Below are 18513 nucleotides of genomic sequence, written 5' to 3'. Positions count from 1 at the left end.
TAGGGAGGAATGTAAATGGCGACCAAAAAGTTTAAACCGACTTCCCCCGGACGCCGTTTTGTAACTGTTTCCGATTTCCGGGAAGTCACGGTGACCGAGCCGGAGAAGTCCCTGGTGGAGCCGCTGCGCAAGAAAGCCGGCCGGAACTTCCAGGGCCGGGTCACGGTACGGCACCGGGGCGGCGGGCACAAGCGGCTGTACCGGGTGATCGACTTCAAGCGGGATAAGGACGGCGTACCGGGCCGGGTGGCGACCATCGAGTACGATCCGAACCGCTCGGCGAACATCGCGCTGGTCAAATACGCCGACGGCGAAAAGAGGTACATCGTCGCCCCAGCCGGTTTAAAAATTGGGCAGGAGATTATGTCCGGCCCCAAGGCCGACATCAAGGTCGGCAATGCGCTGCCTTTGCGGAACATCCCGCCGGGGGTGCTCATTCACAACCTCGAGCTTTATCCCGGGCACGGGGCCCGGGTGGTCCGGTCCGCCGGAGGAGCGGCCCAGTTGATGGCCAAGGAGGGCAACCACGCCCACGTCCGTCTGCCTTCCGGTGAAGTACGGCTCTTCCCGCTGGGTTGCCGGGCGACCATCGGCCAGGTGGGCAACGTGGAGCACGAGAACATTGTCACCGGCAAGGCCGGGCGGGCGCGCTGGCTGGGCATCCGTCCGACCGTGCGGGGCGTGGTGATGAACCCGGTCGACCATCCGCACGGGGGCGGCGAGGGCCGCTCACCGATCGGACGCCCCCCGGTTACCCCCTGGGGCAAGCCGGCGCTGGGCGCCAGGACCCGGAACAAGAAGAAGGCCAGCAGCAAGCTGATAGTCAAGCGGCGCACCAAGTAAGAAAGGGGGCAGCAACGTGGGTCGGTCACTTAAAAAAGGGCCGTATTGCAGTCCGAGACTCCTGGCCCGGATCGAGGAAATGAACGATAAGGGCCAGAAGCGGGTTGTGAAAACCTGGTCCCGCCGGTCGACCATCTTCCCCCAGATGATTGGCCACACCATCGCCGTGTACGACGGGCGAAAGCACGTGCCGGTGTACGTCACCGAGGAAATGGTCGGGCACAAGCTCGGTGAGTTTGCGCCCACGCGGACCTACCGCGGGCACGGGCACCACACCGAAAGATCCACGGCGTTGAAGTAAGGGGGTATTGTTCTTATATGGAAGCGAAAGCGATAGCCAGATACATCCGCCTTTCCCCCGACAAGGCGCGTGAAGTTGTCGGCCTGGTGCGGGGCAAGAGCGTGGACGAGGCGTTGTCCATCCTGCGGTTCACCCCGCAGCGGGCGGCCGGGGCGGTGGCCAAGGTGATCGAGTCGGCGGCGGCCAACGCCGAGCACAATAACGATATGGACCCGACCCGGCTCTTTGTCGCCAGGATTTACGTAGACCAGGGGCCTTCCCTGAGAAGGTTCCGGCCGCGGGCCTACGGGCGGGCGAACGTGATCAAGCACCGGACCAGCCATATCACCGTAGTAGTCAGCGACGGAAAGGAGGGATAATTAGTGGGTCAAAAGGTTGACCCGAGAGGGTTAAGGCTTGGGATCGTCCGCGACTGGGACGCAAAGTGGTATGCGGGCAAGAAGGACTTTTCCAACCTCCTCCTGGAAGACGTCAAGGTTAGAGAGTACATCAAGGGTAAGCTTTTTGCCGCGGGGATTTCCCGGATTCATATTGAACGCACGGCCAACCGGGTGCGTATCGCCGTCCACACGGCGAAACCGGGGGTGGTGATCGGACGCGGCGGCACCGAAGTCGAGGTGCTGCGCAAGGAGCTTGAGAAGCTGACCAAGAGACAGGTCAGCATAAACATCGTGGAGATCAAGACGCCCGAACTTGACGCCCAACTGGTGGCCGAGAACGTGGCCGCGCAGCTCCAGCGGCGCATCGCCTTCCGCCGGGCCATGAAGCAGGCGGTGGGCCGGGCCATGAAGCTCGGGGCCAAGGGAATCCGGATCTCTGTCGCCGGCCGGCTGGCCGGGGCGGAAATCGCCCGTACCGAGTGGTACAGCGAGGGCAAGGTGCCCCTCCACACCCTGCGGGCGGACATTGACTACGGTTTTTCCGAGGCGAAAACCACCTACGGCAAGATCGGGGTCAAGGTCTGGATCTACCGGGGTGAGATACTTCCGGAAAGGGCTCTGCGTGAAGGAGGCAAGTAACAATGCTGACGCCCAAGAGGGTTAAGTGGAGAAGACAACACCGGCCCGATCGAGCCGGAAAGGCCAAAGGCGGCACCAGGATCCAGTTCGGCGACATGGGCTTGCAGTCCCTTGATGTCGCCTGGATTTCGAGCCGGCAGATCGAAGCGGCCCGTATTGCCATGACCCGTTACGTAAAGCGCGGCGGCAAAGTCTGGATCCGCATCTTCCCGGACCGGCCGATCACGGCCAAGCCGGCGGAAACCCGCATGGGTTCCGGCAAGGGGTCGCCGGAATACTGGGTTGCCGTGGTGAAGCCGGGACGGATCATGTTTGAGATCGCCGGTGTCCCGGAGGAAACGGCGCGCGAGGCTTTGCGGCTCGCTTCCCATAAACTGCCCTGCAGAACGAAAATCGTGAAACGCCAGGAAGTGGGTGAGGCCGGTGAAAGTTAAGGAACTCAGGGAAATGACGGACGTGGAGTTGCGCAAGAAGCTGGCCGATACCAAGGACGAACTGTTCCGCCTGCGGTTTCAGAGTGCCACCGGACAGCTCGACAACCCCATGAAAATACAAGAGGTGCGCAGACGGATCGCCCGGGTGAAGACGGTGCTGCGGGAAAGAGAACTGGGCATCAAGCACGCTTAAGGGGGAAAGACAGTGGAACGCAACAGCCGCAAGGTGCGGACCGGCAGGGTTGTGAGCGACAAAATGGACAAGACGGTCGTAGTGGCCGTGGACACCCTGGTCAAACACCCGCTCTACGGGCGTACGATGCGCCGCACCCGCAAGTTCATGGCCCACGACGAAAACAACGAGTGCCGAATCGGCGACAAAGTAAAAATCGCGGAGACGCGCCCCCTGTCCCGGCACAAGCGTTGGCGGGTGGCCGAGGTGCTGGAGCGGTCGCAGATCTAATGGCCGCAGATCTAGAGGAGGTTATGCACCTTGATTCAGGTACAAACGGTGCTCAACGTGGCCGACAATACCGGGGCCAAGAAACTGATGTGCATCCGGATTCTGGGCAGTTCCTTCCGGCGCTACGCCTCCATCGGCGACATCATCGTCTGCTCCTGCAAGGAGGCGGCCCCGGGCGGAGTGGTCAAAAAAGGCGATGTGGTGAAAGCCGTGGTGGTCAGGACCAAGAAGGAAATCGGCCGCCCGGACGGTTCCTACATCAAGTTTGACGAAAACGCCGCAGTGGTAATCAAGGACGACAAAAGCCCGCGGGGCACCCGTATCTTCGGTCCGGTGGCGCGGGAACTGCGGGAAAGGGACTTCATGAAGATCGTGTCCCTGGCGCCCGAGGTACTTTAGGGGCAAGAATTCAGAATTCAGAATTCAGGAGTCAAGAGCCGGAATAGGGGCCAGGGAGTCAGAATTCAGGAGCCAAGAGCGGGAAAAAGGGGGACTGTCCCCCTTGTAGAAACCCGCAAGAACGGAACCGAAAACCAGGAGCAAGTGAGTTGCGCGAAAATAGGGACCGCGGAAAAAGGGGGACTGTCCCCCTTTTCCCGGGGAGTGGAAGAAGCGGAATAACAGGAGTCAGCCTGAAAAAAGAGGCCTGCTGAAAAAAAAGGGGCCTGGCCCCTCTTTTTCGGGATGGGAGCAGGAGTTGCGTAGGAGAAGATGGTGAGGTGTGAACAGTGGGTAGGATGAATGTGCGCCGGGGGGATAAAGTGGTGGTCATCACCGGCAAGGACATCGGCAAACGCGGCAAGATCATCGAGGCCATCCCCGACAAGAACAAGGTGATCGTCGAAGGCGTCAACGTGGTCAAGCGGCATTCCCGCCCGACCCGGAAACTGCCGCAAGGCGGAATCCAGGAGAAAGAGGCCCCGATTGACGCGTCAAACGTAATGCTGCTGTGCGCGCGGTGCCACAAACCGACCCGCGTGGGACGGCGCAACCTGGACGACGGCACCAGGGTCAGGGTTTGCAAGAAATGCGGCGAAGCGCTGACGTAGCTCTTGCCGGAATTTTGCGAAGCTTTGTTTTCGCAATCAGGGTTTGCAAGAAGTGCGGCGAAGCGCTGCAGTAGCCGTAAGGAACAAAGGGGGCTCAAATAGAGGTGTCGGCACTGAAGCAGAAGTACACTGAAGAAGTCATTCCGGCGATGATGGATAAGTTCAAGTACCGTAACGTGATGGAGGTCCCCCGGTTGGAGAAGGTCGTAATCAATATCGGCATGGGGGAGGCCATTCAGAACGCCAAGGCCATCGATGCCGCGATACAGGACCTGCGGACCATTACGGGTCAGCAGCCCGTGGTGACCAGGGCCAAGAAATCGGTGGCGGCCTTCAAAGTCCGGGAAGGGATGCGGATCGGGCTCAAGGTGACGCTGCGGGGCGGCCGCATGTACGATTTCGTGGACCGCCTGATCAACGTCGCGCTTCCCCGGGTCCGGGACTTCCGGGGGATCTCCCCCAAGGCTTTCGACGGCCGGGGCAACTACACGCTGGGCTTGAAAGAGCAGTTGATATTCCCGGAGATCGACTATGATAAAATCGACAAGGTGCGGGGTATGGACATCACTTTCGTCACCAGCGCCAAGAACGATGAAGAGGCCCGGGAATTCCTGAAACTCATCGGGATGCCGTTGAAACCTCATTAAAGGAGGGCAGCTAATGGCAAAAAAGTCCTTAATCGAAAAAGCCAACCGGCCACCGACTTTCCGGGTGCGGCAGTACAACCGGTGCAAGCTCTGTGGCCGGCCACGGGCTTACATGCGCAAGTTCGGGGTATGCCGCATCTGTTTCCGAAACTTGTGCTACCGGGGACAGATCCCCGGGGTTCGCAAGGCAAGCTGGTAAAAGGAGGTAGTGGGTGAATGTTGACGGATCCGATTGCGGATTACCTTACGCGTATCCGGAACGCCAATACCGCCTTTCACGAGACCACCGAGGTTCCGGCTTCGGGGATCAAGAAAGCGCTCACCGAGATCCTCAAGGAAGAAGGCTTCATCAGGGGTTTCGAGGTGGTGGGCGACGGTAAGCAGGGTAAGATCCGAATTTACCTGAAATACGGCAAGAACAAGGAACGGGTGATCACCGGCTTGAAGCGCATTTCCAAGCCGGGCCTGCGGGTGTACGCGGGCAAGGAGGAAGTCCCCCGGGTGCTCGGCGGGCTGGGCATTGCCATCCTGTCCACCTCCAAGGGGATCATGACCGACAAAACGGCCCGGAAAGAGGGCATTGGCGGCGAGGTAATCTGCTACATCTGGTAGCGACAGTGCCGGAACTGCGAAAACGAGCATGGCTTGATGCGGCTCAAGACCGGACGGCGCGGAGCGTACTGGTTGGTACGTGAGCACTGAAACAGGCTTTAGCCTGACAAAGCCAGGCGAAGTTAGCAGCGTTCCGGATCAGGAGGTGAACTGGAAGAGATGTCACGCATCGGGAGAATGCCGATTAATCTACCGCCGGAAGTGAAGATCGCGACCGAGGGCAACACCGTCCGGGCCGAGGGCCCGAAGGGCAGCCTGGAGCGGGAAATTCCGGCCGCCGTAAAACTGGTGGTCGAAAACGGCCGGGTGCTGGTCGAGAAAGCAGGCGAGGATGAGCCGGGCACGGCGATGTTGGGTTTGGCCCGCACCCTGGTGGCGAACATGGTCGACGGGGTGACCAAGGGTTTTCAGCGGAACCTGGAGCTGGTCGGGGTCGGTTACCGCGCTTCGCTTCAGGGCCGGAAGCTGGTGATAACGCTGGGGTATTCGCACCCCGTCGAATATGAACCGCCCGCCGACATTCAGATCGAGGTGCCGGCGGTCACCCGCATCGTCGTCCGGGGCGCCGACAAGGAAGAAGTCGGCCGGGTGGCGGCCAAGATCAGGGCTTTCCGGAGCCCCGAGCCTTACAAAGGCAAAGGCGTGCGGTACGAAGGCGAGAAGATCCGCCTGAAGGCCGGTAAGGCCGGACTGAAGAAGCGATAACAATAAGGAGGGGCACGGCTCTTGCTGAACAGAACCAGTCGCAGGGAGCAGCGCGAACGGCGAAGAATCAGAGTGCGCAAGAAAATAACCGGCACTGCGGGGTGCCCCAGACTGAATGTCTTCCGCAGCACACGGCACATCTACGCGCAGCTTGTGGACGACGAACGCGGGGTGACCCTCTGTGCGGCCTCCACCCTCCTTCCGGAGTTGAAGGAGCGGCAAGGTGACGGGGGTAAAACCGGAACGGCCCGGGCGGTGGGCGAGATGCTCGCCGAAAAGGCCAAGTCCCTGGGGATCGAAAGAGTGGTTTTCGATCGTGCCGGTTACCTGTACCACGGCCGGGTAAAGGCCCTGGCCGAAGGGGCCCGGGCAAAAGGTCTTGAATTTTAAGTGACGGGGGGAATGACGTGGGCAGGATAGACGCTTCCAAAATGGAGATCTCGGAAAAAGTGGTTTTCATCAACCGCTGCGCCAAGGTGGTCAAGGGTGGGCGCCGGTTCAGTTTCTCGGCCCTCGTCGTGGTCGGGGACGGCGCCGGGCACGTCGGTTTCGGGCTGGGCAAGGCCACCGAAGTCCCGGAAGCGATTCGCAAGGGAGTCGAGGACGGGAAGAAGAACCTGATTCAAGTGCCCCTGGTCGGCACCACCATCACGCACGAGGTTCTGGGACGGTACGGTGCAGGCAAGGTCCTCTTGCGGCCGGCTTCCCCCGGTACCGGCGTGATTGCCGGCGGCCCGGTGCGCGCGGTGCTTGAACTGGCCGGCGTGCGGGATATTCTGACCAAATCGCTGGGTTCCAACAACGCCAACAATATGGTCCGGGCCACCATCGAGGCCTTGAAACAGCTCAAAACCAGGGATCAGGTGGCCAAAAGCCGCGGCAAGGACGTCAAGGAACTGAGGACGGGGGGTTAAGACGTGGCCGAGAAGAAAGCGAAGCTCAAAATCACACTGGTTAAAAGCCTGATCGGCCGGCCCGAAACCCAGCGGCGCACCGTTCGGGCCCTGGGACTCACCCGGATGCACCAGACGGTGGAACAAAACGATGTGCCCCAGATCCGCGGCATGGTCAACAGAATCAGGCATTTAGTCAAGGTTGAAGAAGCGTAAGGGGGTGCAGGCTTGAAACTCAGCGCACTGAAACCGCCGGCCGGAGCCCGCAAGAAACCGACCCGCAAGGGGCAGGGTGTCGGCACGGGTCAGGGCAAGACGGCCGGCCGTGGTCACAAGGGTCAGAACGCTCGTTCGGGCGGCGGTGTCCGCCGCGGTTTTGAAGGGGGCCAGATGCCCTTGGCCCGCCGGATGCCGAAGCGGGGCTTTACGAATACCTTCAAGAAGAATATCGCCGTGGTCAACCTCGAAGATCTGAACCGGTTTGAAGACGGAACCGTGGTCACTCCCGACCTGTTGCTGGAAAACCGGATGGTCCGCAAAGGGGTGGACGGAATCAAGATTCTGGGGACCGGCGAAATCAAAAAGTCGTTGACCGTGAGGGCGCACGCCTTTTCGGGAACGGCCCGGGAAAAGATCGCCGCCGCCGGGGGAAAGGCCGAGGTGATTTAATTGCAGTTCCTAGGCACCATGCAGGCCGCCATCAAGGTTACGGAACTCAGGAACAAGATTTTGTTTACCCTGGCGATGCTCCTGATTTTCCGCATCGGGGCCCATGTTCCGACGCCGGGGGTGCGTCCCGAAGCTATGGCCGAGCTGATCGCCAGCGGAGTGCTCTTTGGTTTCTTTGACGTTATTTCCGGGGGCGCGTTCAAGAATTTTTCGGTGTTGGCCATGGGCATCATCCCGTACATTAACGCCTCAATCATAATGCAGCTCTTGACCGTGGTTGTTCCGAAACTGGAGCGGCTGGCCAAAGAGGGCGAAGAGGGACGCAAGAAGATCCAGCAATATATCCGTTACGGTACGGCGGTCCTGGCTTTCCTGCAGGCCATCGCCATGTCGGCGGTCATCAAGGGCGCCCTGATCTCGCCGACGGTGGTGAACTACCTGTTCGTGGCCCTGATCCTCACGGCCGGGACCGTGTTCCTGATGTGGCTGGGCGAGCAGATCACCGAGAAGGGGATCGGCAACGGTATCTCGCTGTTGATCTTCGCCGGCATCGTCTCCCGGGTTCCGGAAGGGGTGGCCCGCGTGGTCGAGTACCTGCAAGTCGGCACGATCAACATCTTAAGCGTGCTCGGGCTGTTGATCATCGGGATCCTGGTGATCGCCGCCGTGGTCGCCATGCACGAGGGACAGCGCCGGATTCCGGTGCAGTACGCGAAGCGGGTTATCGGACGCCGGGTCTACGGGGGTCAGACCACGCACCTGCCGCTGAAAGTAAACCAGGCCGGCGTCATCCCGGTCATCTTCGCCTCCTCGATGCTGATCTTCCCGGAGCAGATGCTGCAGTGGTTCTCCGGGAACGTGGTGGCGGCGTGGTTTTTGAACTTCTTCCACTGGGGGTCGTTCCTGCATACCACCCTGTACGCCCTGTTGATTATCGGCTTTACATATTTTTACACGGCGATTATCATGAATCCGGTGGATATGGCAGACAACATCAAGAAGCACGGCGGCTTCATCCCGGGAATCCGGCCCGGCCGGCCGACCGCCGAGTACATCTCCAAGGTGATGGCCAGAATCACCCTGGCGGGCGCCATATTCCTGGCACTTATCGCGATCTTGCCGAACTTCGTGCTTATGGCGACCCAGATCCCGAACGTGTACTTCGGCGGCACCGCCCTTTTGATCGTGGTCGGCGTGGCTTTGGAAACCATGAAGCAGGTGGAGGCGCACCTGCTGATGCGCAGCTACCAGGGGTTCATCAAGCAGTCCGGGTGAGCAGATAGATGATTACCAGCAAGTCCGCCCGCGAAATCGGTTACATGCGGGAAGCGGGGCGTGTGGTGGCCGAGGCGTTCGCTGAACTGGCCCGGTACATCGAGCCCGGCGTCACCACCCGGGAACTGGACGCGGTGGCGGAGCGGTTCATCCGCAAGCAGGGCGCGAAGCCTGCTTTTAAAGGGCTATACGGTTTCCCGGCCACCATCTGCGTTTCGGTCAACGAAGAGGTGGTGCACGGGATTCCCGGTTTAAGGAAGCTAAGAAATGGAGACATTATCAGTATTGACATCGGGGCGGAAATTAATGGCTATTTTGGGGACAGTGCGGTGACTTTCCCGGTTGGTCGGCCGGAAGCAAAGGTCCTGGAGCTGTTGCGGGTGACCGAAGAGGCTCTTTATCTGGGAATCGCCCAAGCCAGGCCCGGAAACCGGCTGACCGATATCTCCCATGCGGTGCAGACCCACGTGGAGCACCACGGATTTGCGGTGGTCCGCGACTACGTCGGGCACGGCATCGGAGCCAAGATGCACGAGGACCCGCAGATTCCGAACTACGGTCCTCCGGGAAGGGGCCCCCGGCTTGAGCCGGGCATGACGCTGGCCCTGGAACCCATGGTGAACATGGGCGGTTTCGAGGTGATGACGCTGGAAAACCGGTGGACGGTGGTGACCAAGGACGGTCGGCCATCCGCTCATTTTGAACATACCGTCTTGATTACCGACGGGGAGCCGGAAATCCTGACCCGGGTTTAGCGGGTGGAAGACTCGGCCGCCGGCTGGTCGCGGATCAGGATCCCGAACTGGAGCGCAGGTTAGCCGGCGGAGAGAAAATAACGGACGCCGATATCCGAAGAGTGCTGTGGGTTTTGATGGAGAAGGAGGGTTGCCAGTGAAGCAGGACGTCATCGAGGTGGAGGGAAAGGTGGTCGAACCTTTGCCGAACGCCATGTTCCGCGTAGAGCTGCCCAACGGCCATAAGGTCTTGGCCCATGTGTCCGGAAAGATCCGGATGAACTTTATCCGTATCCTGCCCGGAGACCGGGTAATGGTCGAGCTTTCTCCATATGATCTTTCCCGGGGCCGGATCGTGTACCGTTATAAGTAGAAGATTTAAGGGGGCATTACGGTGAAGGTCAAACCTTCCGTAAGAACGGTTTGTGAGAAATGCAAGGTGATCCGCCGCAAGGGCAAAATCATGATTATTTGTTCCAACGCCAAGCACAAACAAAGGCAAGGATAAGGAGTGAGGGTTTTTGGCGAGAATATCGGGGGTTGATCTGCCGAGAGACAAACGGGTGGAAGTGGCCCTGACCTATATCTACGGCATCGGGCGTGCGTCGGCCAAACAGCTTTTGGACCAGGTCAACGTCAGTCCCCAAACCCGGGTCCGCGACCTGACCGAGGAAGAAATCTCCCGGCTCAGGGACCTGATTGACAAAGAGCACAAGGTGGAAGGGGACCTCCGGCGCGAGGTGTCCCTTAACATCAAGCGACTGATTGAAATCGGATCGTACCGCGGTTTGCGGCACCGGCGCGGCCTGCCGGTGTGGGGCCAGCGCACCAGGACCAACGCCAGGACGCGGAAAGGCCCCAAAAAGACCGTGGGCGTCCGCAGAAAGAAGTAGGGGGTTAGCTAGATGGCGCGTCGTCCAAGAGCCAAAAAGAAAGAACGTAAAAACATCGAAACCGGTGTGGCCCACATCAAGTCCACCTTCAACAATACCGTCATCACCATTTCCGACGTCCGGGGCAATGCAATCTCCTGGTCCAGCGCCGGCACCGTCGGTTTTAAGGGCTCCCGCAAAAGCACTCCGTTCGCTGCCCAGTTGGCGGCCGAGAAGGCGGCCCGGGAAGCTATGGAGCACGGCATGCGGGAAGTGGCGGTAATGGTGAAAGGCCCGGGAGCGGGCCGCGAGGCCGCCATACGCTCTCTGCAGGCCGCCGGGTTGGAAGTGAGCCTGATCAAAGACGTCACACCCATTCCACACAACGGTTGCCGGCCACCGAAGCGCCGGCGCGTATAACTTAGGAGGTGTCCTTTTGGCCAGATACACGGATGCGCGGTGCCGCTTGTGCCGCCGCGAGGGAACCAAGCTTTACCTGAAGGGGGACCGCTGCTACTCGCCCCGGTGTGCCGTCGACCGCCGGCCCGCGCCGCCCGGACAACATGCTCCTTCCCGCCGGAAGGTCACGGAGTTCGGCATCCAGTTGCGGGAGAAGCAAAAGGTGCGGCGGATCTACGGGGTCCTGGAATCCCAGTTCCGGAACTACTTCCACAAGGCCGAGCGCCAGCCGGGGGTGACCGGCGAGAACCTGTTGCGCCTGCTGGAACTGCGGCTGGACAACGTCATCTACCGTCTGGGCCTCGGGGCGTCGCGGGTGGAGGCGCGCCAAGTGGTCAGGCACGGCCATGTCAAGGTCAACGGCCGTAAGGTCGACATACCTTCATACCAGGTGCGGGTCGGCGACGTGATCGCAATCCGCGAGCGGAGCAAAGGGCGGACTCGAATCCAGGAACTGCTGGACCGGGCGTCCGAGAACAATCCCCCCGCGTGGCTGGAGTACGACAAAGAACGGGCCGTGGGCAAAGTGGCGGCCCTGCCCCTGCGCGAGAACATCGACATCCCGGTGCGGGAGCAACTGGTGGTCGAGCTGTACTCCAGGTAAGTGGGTACCTTTAGAGGGGGTTCGCAATGCTGGAGATAGAAAAACCGAAGATCGAATGCGTCGAGATGGATTCGGAGGGCGTGTACGGGAAGTTCGTCGTCGACCCTCTGGAACGGGGTTACGGTATTACGCTGGGTAACTCGCTTCGGCGCGTGCTTTTGGCCTCGCTGCCCGGCGCGGCGGTGACCGCCGTCAAGATCGACGGGGTGCTGCACGAGTTTTCCAGTATTCCCGGCGTGCGCGAAGACGTCACCGAGTTGATCTTAAACCTGAAAAACCTGCGCCTTAAGCTTTACGGCGACGAGGACCAGTTGATGCGCATCGAGGCGGAAGGCGAGGGCCGGGTAACCGCCGGCGATATCATTACCAGTCCGGACGTGGAAATCCTGAACCCGGACCTGCATATCGCCACGCTTGAGCCGGACGCCCGGCTGTACATGGAGTTGACGGTGGGCCGGGGACGGGGTTATATCCCGGCGGAGAGAAACAGGCGCGGCACGCATGTCATCGGCGTGATTCCCATCGATTCCATTTTTACGCCGGTGACCAGGGTGAACTTCACGGTCGACAAGACGCGGGTGGGCCACGACACCGACTTTGACAAACTGATCATGGAGGTGTGGACCGACGGCAGCCTGCGCCCGGACGAGGCGTTGAGCCTGGCCGCGCGGATCACCACGGAACACCTGCGGCTGTTTGTGGGTCTTACCGAATCGGTTAACAACGTCGAGATTATGGTGGAGAAAGAAGAAGAAAAAAAGAACAAGCTTCTGGAGATGCCCATCGAGGAGCTTGATCTTTCCGTACGTTCTTACAACTGCCTGAAACGGGCCGGGATCAACACGGTGGAAGAGCTTATCCAGCGCAACGAGGAAGAAATGATGAAGGTGCGCAACCTGGGCAAGAAGTCGCTCGAAGAAGTGGTGCGCAAGCTGAGTGAACTCGGTCTCGACCTGCGTCACGACGACGACTAGTTTTGGGAGGTAACTAATGCAAATGGGCTACCGGAAACTGGGACTCCGCTCCGACCACCGCCGGGCCATGCTGCGGAACATGGTCACCTCGCTGATCAAGGAGGGGCGGATCGAGACCACGGAGACACGGGCCAAGGAGGTCCGCAGCATCGCCGAGAAAATGGTCACCCTGGCCAAGCGGGGCGATCTCGCCGCGCGGCGCCAGGTTTCCGAATACCTTTTCGACGAAGAGGCCGCCAGGAAGCTCTTCACCACCATTGGGCCAAAGTACAAGGACCGCCCGGGCGGCTACACCAGGATCGTAAAAGTCGGGTTCCGGCGCGGGGACGCCGCCCCAATGGTGATCCTGGAGCTGGTGTAAGGGGAAACAAAAGGTGCCGAACGTCCGGCTGACGCTCGCGTACGACGGCACGGCCTACCATGGTTTTCAGAAGCAGCCGGGCTCGGGCCTGCCGACCATTCAGGAGACACTGGAGCGCTGCCTGGCCGAGCTATCCGGGGCGGCGCTCAAGGTGACCGGGGCCGGCCGCACCGACGCCGGCGTCCATGCCCGGGGCCAGGTGGTGAACTTCGTGACCGGCGGGTGGGGAATACCCACCGCACGCATCCCGGCCGCCCTCAACGGCGTCCTTCCCGGCGACATCGCCGCAGTGGAAGCCCGCGAGGTACCGGCCGATTTTCACGCCCGCTACAGCGCGACGGCCAAAACCTACAGCTACACTTTATACAACCACCCGGTCCGCTGCCCGTTTCACCGGCCGTACAGCCTGCACGTGCCCAGGGTGCTGGACCTTGGGGCCATGCGGCGGGCCGCCCGGCACCTGACGGGGACACACGACTTCAGCGCCTTCCAGGCCGCCGGCCGACCCGTGCCTTTGGACCCGCCGGCCCAACCTGACCCGACCCACTCGCGTGGGTACCCTGCGCGGGTGCCCGGCGCGGGTACTCCGGGCGGATACCCCCGGGTGCGCACGGGTGCCCCGGTCCGGTCGGCGGTGCGCACGCTGACCCGGGCCGACGTGGAGGCTGGGGCGCCGGTGGTGCGCCCCGGCACCGACACTCAAGCGCCCCCGGCGCACCCGGTGTGCCAAGTCGGCGCCGAGCAGGCCCATGCGCCCCTTGTGCGGCCGGCGTGTCAAACCGGCGCCGAGCAGGCCCATGCGCCCCTTGTGCGCCTGGTGTTCTCCGCCGACGGTTTCCTGTACAACATGGTCCGCATCATCACCGGCACCTTGCTGGAGGTCGGCCTCGGGCGGCTCGACCCGGAGGCCCTTCCCGGCATCATCGCCGCCGGCGACCGCGCCCGCGCCGGCCCCACCGCCCCGCCCCACGGCCTCTGCCTCGAATCCGTAACCTACCCCTGAACCCAAAGAGGAGGTGTGCATCAGTGGCCAGGGAGCCTGAAAAAACAGTGTGCCAGAACCGCAAGGCGCGGCACGAATACTTCATTCTGGAGACCTACGAGGCCGGCCTGGTCCTGAAAGGCACCGAGGTTAAGTCCCTGCGCGCCGGGAAGGCCAACCTGAAAGACAGCTTCGCGCGGATCGAGAACGGCGAACTCTGGCTCGAAAACATGCACGTCAGCCCCTACGAGCAGGGCAACCGGTTTAACCACGAACCCAAGCGCCCGCGCAAGCTCCTGATGCACAAGGCGGAAATAATGCGGCTCTGGGGCAAAAGCCGGGAAAAGGGCCTGGCCATGATTCCCCTGCGGATCTACTTCAAGGACGGCCGGGCCAAGGTCGAACTCGCCCTGGCCAAGGGCAAGAAACTGTACGACAAACGCGAGGACATCGCCAAGCGGGAGGCCGAGCGCGAGATCGCCCGGGCCGCCCGCGGCAAAGCCTAACATCTGACATTTCCCAAATATGACATTTCCCAAATATTGACCATTGCCGGCCGTTATGTTACAATGCGAGTACGCCGCCTGGTGCGGATAAACTGAATATGGGGGCGACGTGGTTTCGACGGGGGAAGTGAAGGCAAGGGGAGCGAGCCGGGGTTGTCGCCAGCCCGTTAAACGGTGGCAAAGGCTATAAACGCCAAGAACGAATCTTACGCTCTGGCTGCTTAAGACAGCCAGCATCCCACCCGCTTAAGCCCGCGGAGCGGGAGCGGGGTGTCATTTAAGCGGACTCACCCGGCGCCAATTCTCGGAGGCGCCCGGGGAAATTCATCGAGATAGCTCCAGCGGAGCCTGGCTGTAGGCGCCAAACGGAGCGAAACCCAAACTACAGCCTACGCTCGTAGCCGCTTCTTGTAGTCATTCTTTCGGACGGTGGGTTCAACTCCCCCCGCCTCCACCAAATAATCTATCATCTATTGATAAAAAGAATTTTATCGGTAGGTGGTTTTGTTTTGCCCGAAAATGCCTGAATCCAGCCGCTTTTTGGCTCTGTGCGTCTTGCCTTGTAGCAATTGGTAGTTGTGTTGAATCGCCGTTTTTAGAGGGTAATTAACTTGAACCGTGGCGGTTTTCAGGGCAGGCACACAGGCAAATCGTTAAAAGAAAGCAAATAAGGGCTGGCTGGCCATTAAAGGAGCGATTTTCATCCTCATTTTGCCAAAATTTGGACCAAATTGCGGCTGTAAGACTGGCGATTATTGGATTTTTGTTTTTACTTGCTTGCCGGATTCAAGTTCGTATTCTGGCTAATTCCGCTTTATCATACGGTAATGGATGGATGCCAGGAGCCAGAATATGGCGGCCAGAATTATGGTCTCACCGTCATCGTATTCACCCAGTGCAGCGGCACTGACGAAGCCGAGCAAAATGCTGGCCAGGGTATAAATAACAGCCTTTTGCATACAACTACCCCCTTTAAATTTAAGACCGGACGCCTGATTAATTAGTTATGCAGAATCAAATAATTCCATATTTATGATCCACAAGCCAGTAATTATTCCTATAAATATAAATAGCTTTTCTGTACAGCGTCCCCAATAGGGAAATCATGTTATCGGCAGGCGATTTCCTCGTTGTTTTTAAAACCTTGAGCAACCAGCAAAATGACCTTTGTCCTGACAACACTAGGGATACGGAGTTCGATCCCAAAACGCAGCTTCGGACGCGAGCGGTCGTTTTGGAGGGGTGAACGGTGCGGGTCGGGTTTTCAAAGAGGTATCACCCGGCCCTATCACCAGAGAACCCGCCGTTTCTTCCGCTGGTCACCCAAAACAGTCTTTTGACCGCAAATCTCTATCTGCCCGGCACCGGCGACTATATAATCTCGGTATCACAGCTCAGGGGGGTGAGTCCCTATGCCGGCTTAGGCTCCTGCCGGAACGTCACGCGCACAATAGACAGATTACAGGTCCTTGAGGAAGAAGCCAGTTGTATCTTAATTCTCTGTGGTGAGGGCCCGGCCAAAAAGTTTGACCAAAGCGCCAATGCTTCGGGTGGTACGCCTTGACCGAGGAACAATTTGGGAGGTGAGAAGCGTGTTTAAAAAGATACTGGTGGCGGTCGACGGGTATGCGCCGTCCATGGGCGCAGCCAAAGAGGCGGTGGAGATCGCCGGCCGCGAGGGCGCGGAAGTCGTGGCCCTGCAGGTGGTGGAAGAAGTGCCGCTGCTCCAGGTGGAAAAGGAGGCGGAAGCCGCTGCTCTAAAGGGCACCGGACCGCAACCCCTTATAGGCGAGCCGCTGGATGTGGTTGCGGCCTTTGGCCGGAAGCACGGGGTTACTGTTACGACCGTCAAGAAGAGCGGTCCCATTACCGGAATGATCCTTACTGTGGCGAAGGAGACGAAAGCAGACCTCATTGTCGTGGGGGACTCCGGGCGAAAGGGCCTGCAAAAGCTCTATTTCGGGAGCGTGGCCCGGGCCATCTCGGAGCATTCGCGCTGCCCCGTTCTGATCATCAAAAAGGACACGGTCGACATTACCGCACTTTTGGCCGTCTCGGCCGAAGCGGCCGCGGCCCCGGAGGCTCTGCCCACCGCAGCGTTGGAACCGGCGGCGATCCGGAAGAAGATTTCCTTTGCCGGCGGTCTCCTGGCGCTTTACTCTGTGATGTACTTCGGGGCGGCGCTCTTGACCTCGGCTCCGTACAAGGACGCGGCCGCCGTCGAGCTGCTCGGGATGCCGCTCGCCATCTGGGCGGGCTGGACGGCCATAATCGGCGGCGTGGTTATTACCAGGGTGTTCCTGATAAGACTGAATCAAGGGGGGGGCGAAGCGCATGGATAACCCGATTGCCTTTACCATCGTCATGGCGAGCATTTTGCTCACAATGTACATCAGTTGGGCCAGCCGGCGGCACACGCGGACGACCGCGGCGTTTTACGTCGCCGAAGGGAAGATACCGTGGAGGCTCAACGGTGCCGCCATGCTGGGCGACTATTGCAGCGCCGCCAGTTTTCTGGGAGTGGCCGGCGCGGTGGCCCTGGTCGGCGTTGACGGCTGGTGGCTGGCTCTCGGCTTCTTTGCGGCGTGGATAGTGGTGCTCCTTGTGATTGCCGGACCCTTGAAGAGCACGGGTAAGTTTACCGTGGCCGACGCACTCAGCGCCCGCTTCGGCGGCAGGGAAAGCGGGATTAGAATCGTGGCGATGCTCAGCACCCTGGTCCTGTGCACTCTTTATCTTGTTCCCCAAATGGTCGGCGCCGGGCACCTTTTCAAACTCCTGCTCGGGTGGGACTACCTGCCCACCGTCCTGGTGACCGGCACACTCATGGCGATCTACGTGATCGTGGGCGGTATGCGGGGAACGACCTACAACCAGGCTATCCAGGGAATCCTTCTCTTTGGCGCAATGGTGGGCCTTCTTATATGGGTCAGCATCTCCCACTTCGGGGGCAACCCGCTGGCGATCGTGGAAAGAGGCCAGGAGATGGTCCCGCCGGTGGTCGTGACGAAGGAAGTGGCCGGGACGGTGGCCCAAATGGAAACGGCGGCGGCCGCAGTCACAACCGCCAGAGACCAGATGCCCGACGCACCTGCCGCGATGACTCCGGGAGTCGAGCTGCGGGACCTGATGAATCAAGCCAGTCTGGTGCTGGGGCTCTTTTTGGGGACGCTCGGGCTGCCGCACATCCTGATCCGGTTCTACACCGTGCGGAACGCGCGGGCCGCCCGTAAGAGCGCCGAGTTCACGATCTGGGGGCTCGCTGTCTTCTACGCCGCGGTGCTCCTGGTCGGCCTGGCCGCGATGTACGTTTTGTACCCCACGCTGGTTCAGCTTCTGGCCGAAGGCCAGCGGGGGATGGCGACCAATATGGCTGTGCCGATGCTTGGTCAGTTGTTGGGCGGGGAAATAGTCCTGGGCATTATCGCCGCCGGAGCAATGGCGGCAATGCTAAGCACATCGGTGGGGCTGCTCATTTCGGCCACCACCAGCCTGTCCCACGACCTTTACGCCGCCGTTCTGCGGCCGCAAAGCACCGACCGGGAGCGGTTGCTCTTTGCGAAGACCGGCGCCGGGTTCCTGGCGGCGATGGCGATCGGCCTCGCTCTTTGGCTCCGGGACCAGAATGTCGGCGTGCTCGTGGCGATGTGCTTCGGTATCGCGGCCAGTACCTTTGCGCCGGCGCTGGTGTTTACCGTTTGGTGGCGCCGGCTGACCAAACAGGCGGTTGTGGCCGGGATGAGCGTGGGCCTGGTATTGTCGCTCGTGCTGACCTTCGCCAAGTTCTTCAACGTGCCCCATATCCTGGGTGTTCCGGTGCTGGTCAACCCGGCGCTCTACAGCGTCCCGGCGGCCGTGCTGGCCACCGTGCTGGTTTCCTACATGACGAAAGACACCGCCGGCCGGTCGGATGAATTTCTGGCTTCGGCCCACGGCAGCTAGCCGTTTGCCTTGGAAGTGCTTTTTAGACAAACCCGACAAAGGAAGTTCACACCGTCCAGACGGGCTGGTGACCGGGTAAGGCAGGGAATCGGATCCCTGCCTTACCCTTCTCCCCCGGGCGAATACACCGAAGACTTTCACCGCTGCTTACACGCTCCTCGTCAGCCCT

31 protein-coding genes and 1 other RNA gene are annotated in these 18513 nt (G+C 60.5%); 31 read left to right on the top strand and 1 reads right to left on the bottom strand.

The features are described 5' to 3' along the window. Positions 1 to 15 precede the first annotated feature (15 nt). The 29 genes from rplB (at position 16) to ssrA (ending at position 14859) form a co-directional block, all read left to right on the top strand. The gene (rplB, locus tag AB1402_04875; GenBank protein MEW6540934.1) at positions 16 to 843 is read left to right on the top strand and encodes a 50S ribosomal protein L2; all 828 of its coding nucleotides are present in this window, start codon (positions 16 to 18) and stop codon (positions 841 to 843) included. A 16-nt stretch (positions 844 to 859) separates the two neighbouring features. After that, a complete protein-coding gene (gene rpsS / locus AB1402_04870) occupies positions 860 to 1144 on the top strand; it encodes a 30S ribosomal protein S19 (GenBank protein MEW6540933.1) in 285 nt (94 codons plus the stop codon). A 17-nt stretch (positions 1145 to 1161) separates the two neighbouring features. Beyond that, complete coding sequence (rplV, locus tag AB1402_04865; protein MEW6540932.1) at positions 1162 to 1503, top strand: 50S ribosomal protein L22; 342 nt, start codon at positions 1162 to 1164, stop codon at positions 1501 to 1503. 3 nt (positions 1504 to 1506) lie between these two features. Beyond that, positions 1507 to 2163, top strand: a complete 657-nt coding sequence (gene rpsC, locus AB1402_04860) for a 30S ribosomal protein S3 (GenBank protein MEW6540931.1) — start codon at positions 1507 to 1509, stop codon at positions 2161 to 2163. A gap of 2 nt (positions 2164 to 2165) precedes the next feature. Continuing rightward, positions 2166 to 2597: a 50S ribosomal protein L16 gene (gene rplP / locus AB1402_04855; GenBank protein ID MEW6540930.1), complete on the top strand. Its 432-nt coding sequence runs from the start codon at positions 2166 to 2168 to the stop codon at positions 2595 to 2597. Then, the gene (gene rpmC, locus AB1402_04850) at positions 2587 to 2790 is read left to right on the top strand and encodes a 50S ribosomal protein L29 (protein MEW6540929.1); all 204 of its coding nucleotides are present in this window, start codon (positions 2587 to 2589) and stop codon (positions 2788 to 2790) included. The genes rplP and rpmC overlap by 11 nt, the downstream gene beginning before the upstream one ends. 12 nt (positions 2791 to 2802) lie before the next feature. Next, positions 2803 to 3060 (top strand): 30S ribosomal protein S17, encoded by a 258-nt coding sequence (gene rpsQ, locus AB1402_04845; GenBank protein ID MEW6540928.1) that lies wholly within the window; start codon positions 2803 to 2805, stop codon positions 3058 to 3060. A gap of 30 nt (positions 3061 to 3090) precedes the next feature. Continuing rightward, complete coding sequence (rplN, locus tag AB1402_04840) at positions 3091 to 3459, top strand: 50S ribosomal protein L14 (protein MEW6540927.1); 369 nt, start codon at positions 3091 to 3093, stop codon at positions 3457 to 3459. Positions 3460 to 3788: 329 nt separating this feature from the next. Further along, positions 3789 to 4109: a 50S ribosomal protein L24 gene (gene rplX, locus AB1402_04835; protein ID MEW6540926.1), complete on the top strand. Its 321-nt coding sequence runs from the start codon at positions 3789 to 3791 to the stop codon at positions 4107 to 4109. A gap of 104 nt (positions 4110 to 4213) precedes the next feature. Continuing rightward, a complete protein-coding gene (gene rplE / locus AB1402_04830) occupies positions 4214 to 4756 on the top strand; it encodes a 50S ribosomal protein L5 (protein ID MEW6540925.1) in 543 nt (180 codons plus the stop codon). Between the two features lie 13 nt (positions 4757 to 4769). Beyond that, complete coding sequence (locus AB1402_04825) at positions 4770 to 4955, top strand: type Z 30S ribosomal protein S14 (protein ID MEW6540924.1); 186 nt, start codon at positions 4770 to 4772, stop codon at positions 4953 to 4955. 17 nt (positions 4956 to 4972) lie between these two features. After that, positions 4973 to 5368: a 30S ribosomal protein S8 gene (rpsH, locus tag AB1402_04820; protein MEW6540923.1), complete on the top strand. Its 396-nt coding sequence runs from the start codon at positions 4973 to 4975 to the stop codon at positions 5366 to 5368. 159 nt (positions 5369 to 5527) lie between these two features. Continuing rightward, a complete protein-coding gene (rplF, locus tag AB1402_04815) occupies positions 5528 to 6073 on the top strand; it encodes a 50S ribosomal protein L6 (GenBank protein ID MEW6540922.1) in 546 nt (181 codons plus the stop codon). 21 nt (positions 6074 to 6094) lie between these two features. Then, positions 6095 to 6463 carry a 50S ribosomal protein L18 gene (gene rplR / locus AB1402_04810; protein MEW6540921.1) on the top strand — a complete coding sequence of 123 codons (369 nt, stop codon included), beginning with the start codon at positions 6095 to 6097 and terminating at the stop codon, positions 6461 to 6463. Between the two features lie 17 nt (positions 6464 to 6480). Then, complete coding sequence (rpsE, locus tag AB1402_04805) at positions 6481 to 6987, top strand: 30S ribosomal protein S5 (GenBank protein MEW6540920.1); 507 nt, start codon at positions 6481 to 6483, stop codon at positions 6985 to 6987. A gap of 3 nt (positions 6988 to 6990) precedes the next feature. After that, positions 6991 to 7182 (top strand): 50S ribosomal protein L30, encoded by a 192-nt coding sequence (gene rpmD, locus AB1402_04800; protein MEW6540919.1) that lies wholly within the window; start codon positions 6991 to 6993, stop codon positions 7180 to 7182. 12 nt (positions 7183 to 7194) lie between these two features. After that, positions 7195 to 7635: a 50S ribosomal protein L15 gene (rplO, locus tag AB1402_04795; GenBank protein MEW6540918.1), complete on the top strand. Its 441-nt coding sequence runs from the start codon at positions 7195 to 7197 to the stop codon at positions 7633 to 7635. Between the two features lie 18 nt (positions 7636 to 7653). Beyond that, entirely contained in the window at positions 7654 to 8910 is a 1257-nt protein-coding gene (gene secY / locus AB1402_04790; protein ID MEW6540917.1) for a preprotein translocase subunit SecY, read from the top strand. An 8-nt stretch (positions 8911 to 8918) separates the two neighbouring features. Further along, the gene (gene map, locus AB1402_04785; GenBank protein MEW6540916.1) at positions 8919 to 9665 is read left to right on the top strand and encodes a type I methionyl aminopeptidase; all 747 of its coding nucleotides are present in this window, start codon (positions 8919 to 8921) and stop codon (positions 9663 to 9665) included. A gap of 136 nt (positions 9666 to 9801) precedes the next feature. Next, complete coding sequence (infA, locus tag AB1402_04780; GenBank protein ID MEW6540915.1) at positions 9802 to 10017, top strand: translation initiation factor IF-1; 216 nt, start codon at positions 9802 to 9804, stop codon at positions 10015 to 10017. Between the two features lie 21 nt (positions 10018 to 10038). Then, on the top strand, positions 10039 to 10152 hold the full coding sequence (gene rpmJ, locus AB1402_04775; GenBank protein MEW6540914.1) for a 50S ribosomal protein L36: 114 nt from the start codon (positions 10039 to 10041) through the stop codon (positions 10150 to 10152). Positions 10153 to 10165: 13 nt separating this feature from the next. Next, positions 10166 to 10537 (top strand): 30S ribosomal protein S13, encoded by a 372-nt coding sequence (gene rpsM / locus AB1402_04770; protein ID MEW6540913.1) that lies wholly within the window; start codon positions 10166 to 10168, stop codon positions 10535 to 10537. Between the two features lie 12 nt (positions 10538 to 10549). Beyond that, positions 10550 to 10936, top strand: coding sequence for a 30S ribosomal protein S11 (gene rpsK, locus AB1402_04765; GenBank protein MEW6540912.1), 387 nt, complete (start codon positions 10550 to 10552; stop codon positions 10934 to 10936). 16 nt (positions 10937 to 10952) lie between these two features. Further along, positions 10953 to 11579, top strand: a complete 627-nt coding sequence (gene rpsD, locus AB1402_04760) for a 30S ribosomal protein S4 (protein ID MEW6540911.1) — start codon at positions 10953 to 10955, stop codon at positions 11577 to 11579. Positions 11580 to 11605: 26 nt separating this feature from the next. Further along, positions 11606 to 12553, top strand: a complete 948-nt coding sequence (locus AB1402_04755; GenBank protein MEW6540910.1) for a DNA-directed RNA polymerase subunit alpha — start codon at positions 11606 to 11608, stop codon at positions 12551 to 12553. 22 nt (positions 12554 to 12575) lie between these two features. Further along, entirely contained in the window at positions 12576 to 12914 is a 339-nt protein-coding gene (gene rplQ / locus AB1402_04750) for a 50S ribosomal protein L17 (protein ID MEW6540909.1), read from the top strand. Positions 12915 to 12927: 13 nt separating this feature from the next. Then, positions 12928 to 13917 (top strand): tRNA pseudouridine synthase A, encoded by a 990-nt coding sequence (locus AB1402_04745; protein ID MEW6540908.1) that lies wholly within the window; start codon positions 12928 to 12930, stop codon positions 13915 to 13917. 23 nt (positions 13918 to 13940) lie between these two features. Beyond that, entirely contained in the window at positions 13941 to 14402 is a 462-nt protein-coding gene (gene smpB, locus AB1402_04740) for an SsrA-binding protein SmpB (protein ID MEW6540907.1), read from the top strand. Positions 14403 to 14502: 100 nt separating this feature from the next. Continuing rightward, positions 14503 to 14859, top strand: a transfer-messenger RNA (tmRNA) gene (gene ssrA / locus AB1402_04735). A 346-nt stretch (positions 14860 to 15205) separates the two neighbouring features. Here ssrA and AB1402_04730 read toward each other — a convergent pair. Further along, positions 15206 to 15361 (bottom strand): hypothetical protein, encoded by a 156-nt coding sequence (locus AB1402_04730; protein ID MEW6540906.1) that lies wholly within the window; start codon positions 15359 to 15361, stop codon positions 15206 to 15208. Positions 15362 to 15994: 633 nt separating this feature from the next. Here AB1402_04730 and AB1402_04725 point away from each other — a divergent pair. Beyond that, positions 15995 to 16744, top strand: coding sequence for a universal stress protein (locus tag AB1402_04725; protein ID MEW6540905.1), 750 nt, complete (start codon positions 15995 to 15997; stop codon positions 16742 to 16744). After that, on the top strand, positions 16737 to 18344 hold the full coding sequence (locus AB1402_04720) for a cation acetate symporter (GenBank protein MEW6540904.1): 1608 nt from the start codon (positions 16737 to 16739) through the stop codon (positions 18342 to 18344). The genes AB1402_04725 and AB1402_04720 overlap by 8 nt, the downstream gene beginning before the upstream one ends. Positions 18345 to 18513: the final 169 nt, after the last annotated feature.

This window comes from Bacillota bacterium, from assembly GCA_040757205.1.
Taxonomy (GTDB): domain Bacteria; phylum Bacillota; class Desulfotomaculia; order Desulfotomaculales; family Desulforudaceae; genus Desulforudis.
This window is presented reverse-complemented; position numbering and strand designations above follow the sequence as displayed.

What these genes read in the sequence shown, in the direction of transcription:
- rplB (MEW6540934.1), top strand. Translation starts at nt 16, where the DNA reads ATGGCGACCAAAAAGTTTAAACCGACTTCCCCCGGACGCCGTTTTGTA.
- rplV (MEW6540932.1), top strand. Translation starts at nt 1,162, where the DNA reads ATGGAAGCGAAAGCGATAGCCAGATACATCCGCCTTTCCCCCGACAAG.
- rplP (MEW6540930.1), top strand. Translation starts at nt 2,166, where the DNA reads ATGCTGACGCCCAAGAGGGTTAAGTGGAGAAGACAACACCGGCCCGAT.
- AB1402_04825 (MEW6540924.1), top strand. Translation starts at nt 4,770, where the DNA reads ATGGCAAAAAAGTCCTTAATCGAAAAAGCCAACCGGCCACCGACTTTC.
- rpsH (MEW6540923.1), top strand. Translation starts at nt 4,973, where the DNA reads ATGTTGACGGATCCGATTGCGGATTACCTTACGCGTATCCGGAACGCC.
- rplF (MEW6540922.1), top strand. Translation starts at nt 5,528, where the DNA reads ATGTCACGCATCGGGAGAATGCCGATTAATCTACCGCCGGAAGTGAAG.
- secY (MEW6540917.1), top strand. Translation starts at nt 7,654, where the DNA reads ATGCAGGCCGCCATCAAGGTTACGGAACTCAGGAACAAGATTTTGTTT.
- map (MEW6540916.1), top strand. Translation starts at nt 8,919, where the DNA reads ATGATTACCAGCAAGTCCGCCCGCGAAATCGGTTACATGCGGGAAGCG.
- rpsK (MEW6540912.1), top strand. Translation starts at nt 10,550, where the DNA reads ATGGCGCGTCGTCCAAGAGCCAAAAAGAAAGAACGTAAAAACATCGAA.
- AB1402_04755 (MEW6540910.1), top strand. Translation starts at nt 11,606, where the DNA reads ATGCTGGAGATAGAAAAACCGAAGATCGAATGCGTCGAGATGGATTCG.
- rplQ (MEW6540909.1), top strand. Translation starts at nt 12,576, where the DNA reads ATGGGCTACCGGAAACTGGGACTCCGCTCCGACCACCGCCGGGCCATG.
- AB1402_04730 (MEW6540906.1), bottom strand. Translation starts at nt 15,361, where the DNA reads ATGCAAAAGGCTGTTATTTATACCCTGGCCAGCATTTTGCTCGGCTTC.
- AB1402_04720 (MEW6540904.1), top strand. Translation starts at nt 16,737, where the DNA reads ATGGATAACCCGATTGCCTTTACCATCGTCATGGCGAGCATTTTGCTC.